13 protein-coding genes and 2 pseudogenes are annotated in these 13,059 nt (G+C 70.8%); 13 read left to right on the top strand and 2 right to left on the bottom strand.

All coding sequences use genetic code 11. The features are described 5' to 3' along the window. The first annotated feature begins 37 nt into the window (after window positions 1–37). The 12 genes and pseudogenes from VS93_RS16870 to VS93_RS28275 all read left to right on the top strand — a co-directional run bounded on the left by VS93_RS16870 (window position 38) and on the right by VS93_RS28275 (window position 11,742). On the top strand, window positions 38–793 hold the full coding sequence (locus tag VS93_RS16870; RefSeq protein ID WP_046470877.1) for a Crp/Fnr family transcriptional regulator: 756 nt from the start codon (window positions 38–40) through the stop codon (window positions 791–793). Window positions 794–886: 93 nt separating this feature from the next. Then, entirely contained in the window at window positions 887–1,678 is a 792-nt protein-coding gene (locus VS93_RS16865; RefSeq protein WP_156184888.1) for a hypothetical protein, read from the top strand. A 9-nt stretch (window positions 1,679–1,687) separates the two neighbouring features. Beyond that, a complete protein-coding gene (locus tag VS93_RS16860) occupies window positions 1,688–3,328 on the top strand; it encodes a Pycsar system effector family protein (protein ID WP_046470876.1) in 1,641 nt (546 codons plus the stop codon). A gap of 256 nt (window positions 3,329–3,584) precedes the next feature. After that, complete coding sequence (locus tag VS93_RS16855) at window positions 3,585–4,043, top strand: YbhB/YbcL family Raf kinase inhibitor-like protein (RefSeq protein WP_046470875.1); 459 nt, start codon at window positions 3,585–3,587, stop codon at window positions 4,041–4,043. A gap of 63 nt (window positions 4,044–4,106) precedes the next feature. Further along, entirely contained in the window at window positions 4,107–4,697 is a 591-nt protein-coding gene (locus VS93_RS16850) for a class I SAM-dependent methyltransferase (protein WP_201776667.1), read from the top strand. A 476-nt stretch (window positions 4,698–5,173) separates the two neighbouring features. Further along, entirely contained in the window at window positions 5,174–6,166 is a 993-nt protein-coding gene (locus VS93_RS16845) for a thiamine pyrophosphate-dependent dehydrogenase E1 component subunit alpha (protein WP_046470874.1), read from the top strand. Between the two features lie 32 nt (window positions 6,167–6,198). Next, window positions 6,199–7,200 carry an alpha-ketoacid dehydrogenase subunit beta gene (locus VS93_RS16840; protein ID WP_275451698.1) on the top strand — a complete coding sequence of 334 codons (1,002 nt, stop codon included), beginning with the start codon at window positions 6,199–6,201 and terminating at the stop codon, window positions 7,198–7,200. A 2-nt stretch (window positions 7,201–7,202) separates the two neighbouring features. Further along, window positions 7,203–7,715: pseudogene (locus VS93_RS33060) on the top strand (alpha/beta fold hydrolase); the annotation flags it as partial. 107 nt (window positions 7,716–7,822) lie between these two features. Continuing rightward, a complete protein-coding gene (locus tag VS93_RS31825; protein ID WP_236700590.1) occupies window positions 7,823–8,317 on the top strand; it encodes an alpha/beta fold hydrolase in 495 nt (164 codons plus the stop codon). 257 nt (window positions 8,318–8,574) lie between these two features. After that, window positions 8,575–9,792, top strand: coding sequence for a helix-turn-helix domain-containing protein (locus VS93_RS16830; RefSeq protein WP_046470872.1), 1,218 nt, complete (start codon window positions 8,575–8,577; stop codon window positions 9,790–9,792). A 109-nt stretch (window positions 9,793–9,901) separates the two neighbouring features. After that, window positions 9,902–10,918, top strand: coding sequence for a sigma-70 family RNA polymerase sigma factor (locus VS93_RS16825; protein ID WP_082126954.1), 1,017 nt, complete (start codon window positions 9,902–9,904; stop codon window positions 10,916–10,918). Between the two features lie 62 nt (window positions 10,919–10,980). Beyond that, a pseudogene (locus VS93_RS28275) lies at window positions 10,981–11,742 on the top strand (IS5 family transposase). 26 nt (window positions 11,743–11,768) lie between these two features. On the opposite strand, the gene VS93_RS16820 reads toward VS93_RS28275, so the two are convergent. Both VS93_RS16820 and VS93_RS31820 read right to left on the bottom strand, forming a co-directional pair. Then, entirely contained in the window at window positions 11,769–12,230 is a 462-nt protein-coding gene (locus VS93_RS16820) for an SRPBCC family protein (RefSeq protein ID WP_046470871.1), read from the bottom strand. Continuing rightward, window positions 12,124–12,531 carry an ArsR/SmtB family transcription factor gene (locus VS93_RS31820; RefSeq protein WP_338022757.1) on the bottom strand — a complete coding sequence of 136 codons (408 nt, stop codon included), beginning with the start codon at window positions 12,529–12,531 and terminating at the stop codon, window positions 12,124–12,126. The genes VS93_RS16820 and VS93_RS31820 overlap by 107 nt, the downstream gene beginning before the upstream one ends. A gap of 292 nt (window positions 12,532–12,823) precedes the next feature. Here VS93_RS31820 and VS93_RS16810 point away from each other — a divergent pair, with 292 nt between their 5' ends. Beyond that, on the top strand, window positions 12,824–13,048 hold the full coding sequence (locus VS93_RS16810; RefSeq protein ID WP_046470869.1) for a helix-hairpin-helix domain-containing protein: 225 nt from the start codon (window positions 12,824–12,826) through the stop codon (window positions 13,046–13,048). Window positions 13,049–13,059 lie beyond the last annotated feature (11 nt).

The following is a 13,059-nucleotide window of genomic DNA, read 5'->3' as shown; positions in this document are numbered from 1 at the left end:
CCGTCGCGGATTCCATCCTTCACCTCGCGAAACCACAATGACATCCGAGACCCCCATCGGAGTACAGCAACCCATGCACCGTCCTTGGCCCGCGAAAAGCGTCATCGCCTCCCTCAAGTCCGACCAGTGCCGTGCTCTCCTCGCCTCGGGGCATCCCAGGGACTTCGCCGCCGAAGAGGTTCTGGTGAACCAGGGGGAGACAACAAGGCACGTCTTCGTGCTCATCGACGGTGTCACCAAGGTGACCTGCAGCTCCCGCAACGGGCGCCGCGTCCTGCTCGCGATCCGCTCCCGCGGCGACCTCATCGGCGAGCTGGCCAGCCTGGACGGCAGCCCGCGGATCGCGACGGTCACCGCCACCGGCCCGGTCTCCGCCGTGGTCATCGCACACCGGGACTTCGAGGCGTTCCTGGCGAGAAACCCGGAGGTCTCCCAGGCGGTCAGCGCGTCGATCGCCGGCAAGTTCCGCTCCACCACCCAGCGGGTGGTCGACTACGGCGCGCACGACGCCCCGGTGCGCCTGGCCCGGGTGCTGTACCGGCTCTACCAGGACTACGGGCTGCGCAAAGGCGACCGTGTCGAGCTGGGAATCCCGATCACCCAGCCCGAGCTCGCCTCCATCATCGGCGCCTCGGAGGCCGCCGTACAGAAGGCCCTGGCCGGTCTGCGGCAGGGCGGAATCGTCAGCACCGGCTACCGCACCAACGCGATCACCTCGTTCGCGGCGCTCGCGAAGGCGGCCGATATCCCCCCTGATGAGGGAGAAGGGGATGATTTTCCGCCGAAGCCGTAGAAGTACCAGATCCGCGGCACCGGGGTGTGGAAGATTCACCGCCAGAAGCCACAGGAACGGGCGGCATCCCCCTCGATGAGAGGACCAGTGCGCATGGAGACCAGCCCACCGCTGCGCCGGCTGACCATCGCGGTCGACGCCGAGTCGTACAGCTCCAGAAACCAGCACGGCCAGCTCCAGCTCCAGCGTGACCTGCTGGCCATCCTGCATCAGGCATGCGAGAACGGCGATCTGAACCGCCTCGAATGGGACCGGCAGCAGCAGGGCGACGGCGAGCTCGCGATCCTGCCGCCGGGAACGGTCGAGGACCGCACCATCTCCGACTTCGTCGGCGAGCTCGACAAGGCCCTCTACCACCACAACAAGATGCTCAACCACGAGTACCGGGTACGGCTGCGTGTCGCCGTCCACCAGGGGAACATCCGTATCGGCGACAACGGGTTCGTGGGCAAGGCCGTGGTCGCCGTGTGCCGGATGCGCGACAACGACCAGGTCCGCCGGGTGCTGGCCGGCCACCCGAAGAGCGATCTCGTCCTGGTGGTCTCCGAGTCGATCTACTCCGATGTCATCGAGGAGGGCACGCACGCCCTCTACCGGTGGCGTTTCGACCCGATCGTCATCGACGAGCCCGCGAAGGACTTCCGCGCGAACGCGTGGATCTACGTCCCCGACTCCGCCTCGCAGCCGGAGTCCTTTCTCGACCCCGACGCCGTGCCCGCGGATGAGTCCGGCGGGAGCGAACGAGGCCGTTCACAGGACGGCCCGCCGGGAGGCCGCGACAGGCAGGGGGCTCCTGTGACGGTCCACGGCGACGTCACGGCCAAAGGCGGCGACGTGGCGTTCGGTAACCAGTACGGCGACAAGCGCACCTACAACCGGTTCTGACCTCTGAGCATGAAGAACCCCCAATCCCCGGATCCGGGTGGTGCGGACGAGAGCACCCCGCCTCCCCAGCCGCCATCGGGCGAGCGGGACAGGCCCGCGGACCGCCCGGGCGAAGACGGGCGCTGGCACGACGCGCCCGGCGGCGATACGCGCCAGAACGCCGAGGCCCCCGATCAGCAGAGTCGGCGCGACGACAGGCGGGACAACGAGGAGGGGCACTACAAGGACGGGAACAATGAGGAGAGGCTGCGCGATCGGGAAGAGCAGCGCAGCTTCGGCTCCGATCGCTATGACGGTGAGCGCGTCCGCGATAGCCGCCGCGAGCGCATCGTCAAGGGCTCGGTGAGCGCCACCGGAGGCGACGCGACGTTCGGCGGTCACTACGGGAGCAGGTACACCTACAACTACTTCACCTCTCCCTTTGTGGCCCAAGGACTGTCCAGCGCACCGCTGCCGATGAACGGCGTGGAGTCCCGGCTCTGCGTCCGCGTCCGCGCGCGAAGCGACACGGAACTGGGCACCCGGCTGAAGACCGATCGGCTTGTCTTTCTCAGCGGCGCCGAGGACAACGGACGCCGGACGTCAGCCATCGCGGCCCTGGCGTTCGCGGCCCACCCGACCGCGGAGAGACCGCTCCGCCTCGTCCACCACTCCACGCCGCTCGGAACGCTCGCAGGGCACGTCGAAGACCAGGACGGGGCCGCCGGCAGCGGCTACCTGCTCGACGCCACGGGGACGGCCCGGCTCCGGGAAACCTCGGTCACCGAGCCCGCGGGTCTGGCAGCCGTTCTGACCGGGGCACTCCTCACGGGTGTCGTATCCCTTTCCATGCTTCCTGCCCAGGCGGTACGACCGAGCTGTCGTACGGAACGGGCGGGAACACGGTGGCGCGCCGTTGGAGGGAGGCGGCGCGTCACCGGTCTCCTTCCCTCTGGCGGGCAATACGGCGGTGACCATCAGGTGTCTGGCCCGCTATCATCCGAGCCCCTCGGAGGCGCGCTTCGAGAGAGTCAACCGCGCGTTCCGCGCCGAGTCCGGTTCCGTCCCGTCCGAAGGGGCGCGCGGATGAGCCTCGTACGCACGTGGGCGGGCCGTATCGGCGGTTTCCTGGCCGGGGGGCCGCCGGGAGACCGCCGGCCCTCACTGGAGGACCGGATCCGGTCGCACGCGCTGGCCCTGCTGGACGACGCCCGCAAGGAGGTCGCCCAAGCCGACCAGAAGGCCTCGATCCTCCTGGCCGCCGTGGGCGTGGTCGTGAGCGTGTTCCTCGGCGCGCTGCTCGACGGCAAGTGGTCCCCCGCGGAGGTGAAGGCGCCGTGGCAGTGGCTCTGGTGGACGGGTGTCGCCGCGTTCGGGACGGCCATGCTCATGTTCGCGATGGTGGTGTTCCCGCGGCTGGGCCCGCGGAGGGCGAGCCGGGGGACGGAGATCTCCTCGTTCATCGAGGTCGCCCGTTGCGCGGACAAGGACGAGCTGCGCCGATCCCTTGAACGGCCGTGCGCGGCGGACCTCGGCGACGTCCTCAGCCAGCTCTACAAGGTGAGCCGGATCGTCTACCGGAAGTACATGCTGCTGCGGTCCGGGCTTGTGCTCCTGGCCCCCGCGGCCGCGTGCTCGGCCGCGGCCGCGCTCGGCTCGGCACTGGTCTGACCCATGTCCGTACCCCGCCTCCCGGGCGCACCGTGGAGTTCCGCGCGCTTTCTGGGGGCGATCCCCGTCCGGCGTCTGCGGCGGTCCGCGGTGTTCGGCCCGGAGCCGAAGTCAGCCGTGCCGGGTGGTGAGATGTTCTTGTTCCCACTGCGGCTTGGCGCGGAGATTCGCGGCCTCCGGCGACGCGCCCCCGGCCGCCTCTCGGAACGGGCCGCGTGTCTGCACTAGGTTGGGGCGGTGAGGGTAGGGAGGAGACGTGGCACCCACCATCAGTGACCTGAGGATCACTAGCCCGGACATCGGGCCGGACGGGCGGCTGCACCACCGCCACGCGCTGGAGCACGAGAACGAGCCACCGGTGCTGCGGATCAGCGGCGTGCCGGAGGGGACGGTCGAGTTGGCGGTCATCTGCCACGACCCGGACGCGCCGATGCCGCGGGGGTTCACCCACTGGGCGCTGTACGGGATCCCGCCCGGCACCACGGAGATCGGCCCGGATGCGGACAGGCACTTCCGCGTCGGAGGCAACGACTTCGGCAAAAAAGGCTACGGCGGCCCGCGTCCGCCGGTCGGGCACGGGCCGCACCACTACTACTTCTGGGTGTACGCCCTCGACCGCCCTGTTGAGGGTGCCCCTTCGATGCAGCGGTTCCTGAACGAGTACAGCGACGCGATCATCGAGCAGAACCGCGTCGTCGGGATCTACGAACGCTGACTCCTGTGGGGGCGGGTATCGGAGTACACCGCGTTCCGCGGGCGGCCGGGGAGGAGGAGCGTGGTGCCCGAGGAGTTGCGCGACCACCCGGACCGGCTGCGGTGGAACGCGCGGTACCGGTCGGAGGGGCCGATCTTTGCGCCGCATCCGCTCGTCGCCGCCGCGTTCGCGGCCGGATTGCCCGCTGGGCCGGTGCTGGAGCTGGCCTGCGGCAGGTCGGGCAGTGCGCTGGAACTCGCCGCCGCGGGCCGCGCGGTCATCGCCGTCGACGTCTCCGACCTGGCACTGGCTCAGCTGGAGGAGGAGGCGGAGCGCCGGGGCCTGGGGGAGCGCGTCGACTGCGTTTCGGCGGACGTTCCCTCCTACGACCCGGGAGGGGAGCGGTTCGCCCTGGTGCTGGCGAGCCTCTACTGGGACCCGGACGCGTTCCGGTCGGCCTGCCGCGCTGTGCTGCCCGGCGGGCTCCTCGGGTGGGAGGCGCTCGCCCTTCCGGAAGGCGCCGCCGGCGAGCACCGGCCGTGGCACGTGGCGCACGGTGAACTGGGCACGCGGCTCCCGCCGGGATTCGATGTGCTGGCCGAGGAGGCCGTTTCCTCCGGCCGGCGCCGCTCGACCAGGGTGCTGGCCCGCCGGGCGCCGATCGCCCGAGGCTGACCCGGTGGCGAGCCCGGCCGTCCCCCACCCCGGCGGCGGTTTCCGCCCCATGGCCGTACGGGATCGGCGCCCCGCGAGGCGTCCGGCGCCAGCGGGCGCACCGCGCGGAGGTTCAGCGGTCCGGCCAGGGGAAATACCGGAAGGACAGGAAGACAACACGATCGTCGGAAACTCCTGACACCCGGTTCGGCGGGGAACGGGCGTGGTTCCGGGCGCCGACCGGACCGACCCGCACGCCGCCGCGGCACAGTGCCCGGGCCGGATGCAACTCGGCGCAACCCTTGTCCGGCGCGCGGCGGAGCACGTCTCCTGATTTCGGTGTGACGTGCACAACACACCAGTGTCGCAAGGCGAGCGGGAGGCGTGCCGCGCGGCGGCGCGGTCCAGCGCTCCCGGCTCACCGGCTCCGGCCGACCGCGGCGTCACCGCCGCGGCGCGTCTCCGCGGTGGCGGCCCGCCTCTTCGAGGAGGAGAAAATGACCGAGACCCTTCCAGTCACCGCCGGCGTGCTCGACGAGCGCCGGCTCCTGGACGCCTACCGCACCATGCGGACGATCCGGATGTTCGAGGAACGCGTGCACGAGGAGTTCGCGACCGGCGAGATCCCCGGGTTCGTGCACCTCTACGCGGGTGAGGAGGCGTCCGCGACCGGCGTTTGCGCGCACCTGGACGAGCGGGACGCGATCTCCAGCACGCACCGCGGGCACGGGCACTGCATCGCCAAGGGCGTCGACGTGAAAGCCATGATGGCCGAGATCTACGGCCGCGCGACCGGCTCCTGCCACGGCAAGGGCGGGTCGATGCACATCGCCGACCTGAGCAAGGGGATGCTCGGCGCCAACGGCATCGTGGGCGGCGGCCCGCCGTTGATCTGCGGTGCGGCACTCGCGGCGAAACTCCAGAACACCGGGGGCGTGGGCGTCGCGTTCTTCGGTGACGGCGCCAGCAACCAGGGCACCACGCTGGAGGCGATGAACCTGGCGTCGGTGTGGAACGTACCGGTGGTCTTCGTGGCGGAGAACAACGGCTACGCGGAGGCCACCGCGAGCAGTTGGTCCGTGGCCGCCGACAGCATCGCGGACCGGGCGCCCGCCTTCGGCATGCCCGGTGTGACCGTCGACGGGTTCGACTTCTTCGCCGTGTACGAAGCCGCCGGGGAGGCCGTCGAACGCGCACGCGCGGGCGGCGGTCCGACGCTGATCGAGGTCGAGTTCACCCGCTACTTCGGGCACTTCGAGGGAGACCAGCAGACCTACCGCACAGACGAGGTCGCCCGGGCGCGTGCGGAGCGGGACTGCCTCAGGAGCTTCCGCGCACGTGTCATGGACTCCGGCCTGCTGAGCGCCGAGCGGCTCGACGAAGTCGACCGCGAGGTGGCCCTCCTGATCGACCGGGCCGTGGCCGAGGCGAAGGAGGCGCCCAAGCCCACGGCGGCCGACCTGGAGACCGACGTCTACATCTCCTACTGAAAGGCTCGGAGGGATCCCTGATGGCGCGAACCATGACATATCGCGAAGCTCTCAACGAGGCGCTGGTCCAGGAGATGGAGCGCGACCAGAGCGTCATCGTCATGGGCGAGGACAACGCCGGCGGCGCCGGCGGGCCCGGCGAGCAGGACGCCTGGGGTGGCGTCCTCGGTGTGACCAAAGGGCTCTACCCCCGGTTCCCCGACCGGGTACTGGACACTCCGATCAGCGAGTCCGGTTTCATCGGCGCGGCGATCGGCGCCGCGACACGCGGCATGCGGCCGGTGGCCGAGCTGATGTTCGTCGACTTCCTCGGCGTCTGCTTCGACCAGATCTACAACCAGGCCGCGAAGTTCCGGTACATGTTCGGCGGCAAGGCCGTCACACCGGTGGTCATCCGCACCATGTACGGCGGGGGCCTGCGCGCCGCGGCGCAGCACTCGCAGGCGCTGTACCCGATCTTCACCCACGTCCCCGGACTCAAGGTCGTCCTCCCGTCGTCGCCGTACGACGCCAAGGGCCTGCTGATACAGGCCGTCCGCGACGACGACCCGGTCATCTTCTGCGAGCACAAGGCCCTGTACGACACCGTCGGCGAGGTGCCGGAGGAGCCCTACACGATCCCGTTCGGCGAGGCCGGCATCGTCCGCGATGGGGAGGACGCCACCATCGTCGCCCTGGGCCGGATGGTGGCGGTGGCGGTCGAGGCGGCCGACGACCTGGCCCCCTCCGGCGTGTCCTGCGACGTGATCGACCTGCGCACCACGAGCCCGCTGGACGAGGACACGATCCTGGAAAGCGTCGAGAACACCGGTCGGCTGATCGTCGTCGACGAGGCGTCCCCGCGGTGCGGCATGGCCGCCGACATCGCGTCCCTGGCGGCGCGGGAGGCGTTCGGAGCGCTGCGTGCTCCGGTGCAGACCGTGACGCCGCCGCATACGCCGGTCCCGTTCAGCGACGCGCTGGAGGACCTCTACCTTCCGGACGCCCAGCGCGTGGCCAACACGGTCAAGGACGTCATGAACCGGGAGCGCTGACCATGCCGGACGAGCGGATCCAACGCGTCGCCATGCCCAAGTGGGGACTGTCGATGGCCACCGGCACGATCACCGAGTGGCTGGTGTCCGAAGGCGACGACATCAGCGACGGCATCGAGCTGGCCGAGATCGACACCGACAAGATCGCCGGAACCCTGGAGGCGTCGCAGGAAGGTATCCTGCGCCGGATCGTCGTCCCGGCCGGTACCGACGCGCCGGTCGGCGGCACCATCGCGGTCGTCGCCCCGGCGGACGTCGCCGACTCCGACATCGAGGAGATCGTCGCCGAGGCCGAGGAGCGGCTCGCCGCCGGCACCGTGGAGGAGGCCGCCGGTCCCACCGTGGCCGAGGTGCGGGTCGGCGGCCGCTCGATCTCCTACGCCACTCTCGGCGAGGGCGGGGAGACCGTCGTGTTGGTGCACGGCTTCGGCGGGGACAAGGACTCGTGGCTGTTCGTGCATGGCCCCCTCGCGGAGGGCCGCACCGTCCACGCGCTGGACCTGCCCGGGCATGGTGCCTCCAGCAAGGACGTCGGTGACGGCAGCTGGGCACGCTGTCGCGCACGGTCCTCGGGTTCCTGGACACGCTGGGGATCGAGCGCGCCCACCTGGTGGGGCACTCGATGGGCGGGGCCGTCGTCACGGCCGCGGCCGCCGCCGCGCCGGGACGGGTGCGTTCGCTGTCCCTGGTCGCCCCGGCGGGAGTCGGGACCGCTGTGGACGCCGACTACCTGCGCGGCTTCGTGGCGGCCGGTTCGCGCCGGGAGCTCAGGCCGTACGCGCGCAAGCTCTTCGCCGATGAGAAGCAGGTGACCCGCCAGCTCCTCGACGACATGCTCAAGCTCAAGCGCATCGACGGTGTCCAGGACGGACTGCGGACACTGCTGGGCACGCTGCTCGACGGGGACGAGCAGGCCATCGACGCCATCGCGCTGCTGTCGAAGGTCCCGGCTCCGGTCGCGGTCGTCTGGGGCCGTCAGGACGCGGTGCTTCCGGCGTCCAACGCCGACGCCCTCGCCGGCCGGGTGACGGTCCGCTTCGTCGACAGGGCCGGGCACATGGCGCACATGGAGAACCCGGCCGCCGTCCGCGTCGCCATCGAGTCGGTGCTCGGCTGAGACGGGCGCGGGGAGGAGAAAGGGAGAAGAGGACACCGGGATACGGACTGCCGTGGACCGCGGGCTCGGGGGCGCCGCGGTCCACGGCACGACCGGAGGGGGCGCATCACGACCGAACCGGCATCCGCCGGGGGGTTCCATGCGCCGCACATGGGTCGCACAATGAAAGTCCTGGTCAATCCGTATCCTGGGTGGCACTGATCCACACTTGACGAACCCCCCGCATCCCGACTGCCCCCGATCGACTGGAGCAGGACATGCGGAACGAACCACTCGACACTGCTCTGCCGGCAGGCGTAGACCCGCGCCAGTACGCGCGAACGCTGGCGCAGACCTACGAAGCGGCCCTGGCCGGCCGGACACCGCCCGCCCACCCCCGTTCCGTGATCGTGGAGTCCTGGCGCCGCCTGCGGCGGCAGGGACTCGACCCCGACCGGGGAGCGGACCGCGCGCGGCTGCCCCGTGGCGAGCTGGAACGCCGGCGCGCCCACAGCGACCTCGGAGGCGACGTCCTCGCGACACTGCGCAACGGGCTGCTCAATGTCGCCGAGGACGCAGGGCACATGATGGTCATCGTCGACGCCGACGGGTGGGTCCTGTGGCGCGGCGGAAGCACCGCGGTGCGCCGGCGGGCCGACAACCTGGGCTTCGTGGAAGGGGCCAACTGGACCGAGGACACGGTGGGGACGAACGCGATCGGGACCTCGCTCGTGCAGGACCAGGCGGTGCAGGTCCACTCGGCCGAACACTACGTGCGCGCCCACCACCCGTGGACGTGCGCGGCCGCCCCGGTTCGCGACACCCGCGACGGCCGGCTGCTCGGGGCGATCGACGTGAGCGGCCCGGCCGCCACCGTGCACCCGACCACCCTCGCCCTGGTCAACGCCGTCGCCCGCCTGGCCGAGGCCCATCTGCGGGAGGTGCGCCGGAGCGAGCTCGACCGCCTCCGCGCGGTCGCGGCACCGGTGCTGGCGAAACTGAAGGAGCCCGCGGTGATCGCCGACCCGAACGGGTGGGTGGCGGCTTCGAGCGGGCTCCCGCCGGTCGACCGCCTGCAACTGCCCGACGATCCCGCCGCGCAGCGGATGTGGCTTCCGACACTCGGCCACTGCTCGCTCGAACCCGTCCCGGGCGGTGTGCTGCTGCGCCAACGTGGCGAGGAGGAGGCGGTGTCGCCGGCGCGGCTGGTACTGGACCTGAGGCAGCCGCACCGCCCGACCCTGACCGTCCACCGCGATACCTGCGCCTGGACGCACCACCTCACCGGGCGCCACGCTGACCTGCTGTCCGCCTTGGCGCGGCACCGCGCGGGGCTGAGCGCCGCGGAGCTCGCGGACGACCTGTTCGGCGACCGCAGCCGCACGGTCACCGTCCGGGCCGAGATATCGCGGCTGCGCAAGCGTCTCGGGGAGCTCCTGGACCACCGCCGCCCCTACCGGTTCCGCGAGGAGCTCGAAGTCGTCGTCGACCGCTGAGCCGGACTGCGACATCGGGAAGCTCCCGGGAGTGTCCCCCTTCGTCCCTACGATGGCTGCGGGTACCAGGTCTCCCCGCCTCGGTGCGGGGGGAAGAAGGGCGGGCGCGATGACCGGTCTCGCGGAACGGGGCGGTGCGGTCCCCGGCGGGCAGGCTGAGGGGGCCGCGGCGGAACGCCGGCTGGCCCGCTACCGCGGGGAACTGAGCGGGTACTGCTACCGGATGCTCGGATCGGCGTTCGAGGCCGATGACGCCGTGCAGGAGACGCTGCTGCGCGCCTGGCGCAGCGCCGACCGGTTCGACGAGACCCGGTCCACCCTGCGGTCGTGGCTGTACACGATCGCGACCAACGTCTGCCTTGACATGCTGCGCGGCAGGCGGCGTCGCGCACGCCCGATGGATCTCGGCCCCGCCTCGTGGGCCGGGACCCCTCTCGGGGCCCCCTTGCCCGAGAGCGCCTGGGTCGAGCCGGTTCCCGACACCCGCCTGGCGCCTGGGAGCAGCGACCCCGCCGAGCTGGCCGTCCAGCACGAGACGGTCCGCCTGGCGTTCGTGGCGGCGCTGCAGCACCTGCCGCCCCGGCAGCGCGCGGTGTTGATCCTGCGCGAAGTGCTGTGCTGGACGGCAGCGGAGGTGGCGGAACTCCTCGGCACCACGGTGGCGTCGGTCAACAGCGCACTGCAACGCGCCCGCGCGACACTTGAGGCGAAACGAGCCGCTCCTTCCGGAACGCCGCGGCCGGCGGATCGGGCGCAACAGGATCTGCTCGCCCGCTATGCGGAGGCGTTCGAGCGCTACGACGTCGAGGCGCTGGTCTCGCTGCTGCACGAGGACGCCACGATGTCGATGCCGCCGTTCCGCTGGTGGCTGCGGGGCCGCGAGGAGGTCCGGCGGGCACTGCTCGGCGCGGACGGCACCTGCCGCGGCTCGCGCCTGGTGCCGGTCGCGGCGAACGGTGCGCGGGCATTCGCCCAGTACAACGCCACCGGCCCGGGCGGCGCCCACGAACCGTGGGCGCTTGTGGTGGTCGAGGTCTCGGATGGCCGGATCACGGGGACGACGTCATTCCTGGACGCGAAGCGGCTGTTCCCGCTGTTCGATCTGCCCCCGCACCCGGAGCTCTAGGACGTGTCCGATGGATCAGTGACGAGGCCAGACGAGGTCAGGGGCGTCTCGTTCTAGGCAGTGTGGGGCGGGGAGATGTCACTGAGGAGGAACGGCTCGGCTGGAGCCGCACCTGCCGGGGAACGTTGATCGGGGTGGGCGGTGGAAGTGCCACCGAACGGTGATCAACGGCATTCCGTTCCGGCTGAGGGCCGGTATTCCGTGGCGTGATCCACCTGCTCGGTTCGGGGCTTGGCAGACGGTATACGACAGGCATCGCCGCTGGTCGGCGGACGGCACGTGGGACTGGGACAGAGCACTGCGGGCCATTCAGGCTGACGCTGACGGGGAAGGCCGTACCGACTGGTCGATGGTGGGCGTGGACTCGACGGTCCGCCGTGCACGCCGGCACGCGGCCGGAGCCCTCAAACGGCCACTGCGGATTTCAGGCAGGCGTACCCGAGCCGCCCACCACCGCGACGACGAAGGGCTTGGCCGCTCCCGCGGCGGGCTGTCAACGAAGATCCACTTGGCGAGCGAAGGCGGGCGGCGTCCGCTGGCCATGTTGATCGCACCGGGGCAGACCGGTGGCGGGCCGCAGATGCCCCCGCTACTGGGGCGTGTCCGTGTGCCGCGACCAGCGGGCCCACCGCCAGAACCGCGGCGGCAAGGGTGGCAGACCCGCCGGGTTCGCCCCGGCCCGGTAAATCCGCAGGAACGAAGCCGAGCGGACAATCAACGCGCTCAAGGGCTTCCGTGCCGTAGCGACCCGGTACGACAAGAGGGCATATGTCTTTCATGGAACAGTCGCCCTCGCCGCGATCCGGCTGCGGATCCGGTCATGACCCTTCGGTCCGGCGGTAGCGGAGTTCTACGAGCGGGTGGCCGTCAAGACGTCGTCGAGGTGGGGCAGGACGTGTTGGGCCCATGCGTTTTCGTGGCGCTTGACCCCGGCCTGGTCATAGAAGCCGGTGTGGGTCAGCCGCAGCAGGGTCCCGCCCCCCGGGGAGGGTTCCAGTTCCACGGTGACGACTGTTTCGGCGCCGGCGGTGCCCGCGGTGCCAGTGACCCAGGTCAGTTCCACCAACCGGTGGGGTTCCAGGGTCAGGAACCGGCCGTGGTGCGGGTGGAGTTCGTTCTCGTGGCGGGTGACGAACACGTAGGGCTCGTCGACGGCGGCCCGCATGCGGATCATGCCGGGTTCGGCGAACCAGGCATCGAATTCCTCAGTCCATGCCCGGTATACCCCCTCCTGGGGTGCCTTCATCATGCGTTCGACGGTTAGGCCGTGTGGGCGCGCGGTGAGGTCGGGGCGGGGAAGGGTGCTGTTCATGGTGGTTCTCTCCTTGGTCAAGGTGTGCTTCGAGGTCGTCCAGGCGCTCGTTCCAGTACGCCCGGTACGGAGCGAGCCAGGCATCGACCTCGGACAGGGGCCCGGCTCGCAGCCGGTATATGCGCTCCTTTCCACGTGGCTGAACCTCGACCAGTCCTGCTTCCCTCAAAACCTTGAGGTGTTTCGATACCCCCGGCTGACTTAGCTTTAGCTGGTCGACCAGGGCACCGGCCGGAAGCTCGCCCTGGCGCAGCAGGTCCATGATCCGGCGCCGATGCGGATCCGCCAGCGCCGCGTACACACTCACATCTTCATATTACCAATTGGCTATATGAAACGGGAAGCGAGTTCCGCCCCCGTGTCAGCATCGATCCGGAGCATCGGTTCTCATCGACTCCGACATCCCTCGATCGGCTGTTGCCAAGGCCATGGCTCGGACTACAACCGCTCGCGCCAGCTCGGCTGACCCATCAGACACGGCCCAGCCGCCGCCTCGGATTCCCGGATTCCTCCCCCGGCTCCGATGAGTTCCGGTGCGCTGTGCCGTACTACATGTGGGCGGCACAGGCAACGCGAGCCGAGGAGGGACGACCATGGCGGAAGAGCAGGGACACGAGCACGTCAGCGACATTCCGGCCGGTCTCGGCGCGCCGGCGCACCGGGCGCTGGCCGCCGCCGGTCACCGGCGGCTGGAGCAGTTCACCGAGGTCAGCGAGGCCGAGATCCGGCGGTTGCACGGTGTCGGCCCCCGAGCGGTGGAGCGCATCCGCCGCGCTTTGGCGGCCCGCGGCCGGTCGTTCGCCGACGCGGACACCTGAGGGGGCGCGCC

Origin of the sequence: Allosalinactinospora lopnorensis (genome assembly GCF_000981225.1) — a bacterium.
GTDB lineage: Bacteria > Actinomycetota > Actinomycetes > Streptosporangiales > Streptosporangiaceae > Allosalinactinospora > Allosalinactinospora lopnorensis.
This window is presented reverse-complemented; position numbering and strand designations above follow the sequence as displayed.

What these genes read in the sequence shown, in the direction of transcription:
- VS93_RS16825 (WP_082126954.1), top strand. Translation starts at nt 9,902, where the DNA reads ATGACCGGTCTCGCGGAACGGGGCGGTGCGGTCCCCGGCGGGCAGGCT.
- VS93_RS16820 (WP_046470871.1), bottom strand. Translation starts at nt 12,230, where the DNA reads ATGAACAGCACCCTTCCCCGCCCCGACCTCACCGCGCGCCCACACGGC.
- VS93_RS16840 (WP_275451698.1), top strand. Translation starts at nt 6,199, where the DNA reads ATGACATATCGCGAAGCTCTCAACGAGGCGCTGGTCCAGGAGATGGAG.
- VS93_RS16830 (WP_046470872.1), top strand. Translation starts at nt 8,575, where the DNA reads ATGCGGAACGAACCACTCGACACTGCTCTGCCGGCAGGCGTAGACCCG.
- VS93_RS16870 (WP_046470877.1), top strand. Translation starts at nt 38, where the DNA reads ATGACATCCGAGACCCCCATCGGAGTACAGCAACCCATGCACCGTCCT.
- VS93_RS16860 (WP_046470876.1), top strand. Translation starts at nt 1,688, where the DNA reads ATGAAGAACCCCCAATCCCCGGATCCGGGTGGTGCGGACGAGAGCACC.
- VS93_RS31825 (WP_236700590.1), top strand. Translation starts at nt 7,823, where the DNA reads ATGGGCGGGGCCGTCGTCACGGCCGCGGCCGCCGCCGCGCCGGGACGG.
- VS93_RS16865 (WP_156184888.1), top strand. Translation starts at nt 887, where the DNA reads ATGGAGACCAGCCCACCGCTGCGCCGGCTGACCATCGCGGTCGACGCC.
- VS93_RS16810 (WP_046470869.1), top strand. Translation starts at nt 12,824, where the DNA reads ATGGCGGAAGAGCAGGGACACGAGCACGTCAGCGACATTCCGGCCGGT.
- VS93_RS16845 (WP_046470874.1), top strand. Translation starts at nt 5,174, where the DNA reads ATGACCGAGACCCTTCCAGTCACCGCCGGCGTGCTCGACGAGCGCCGG.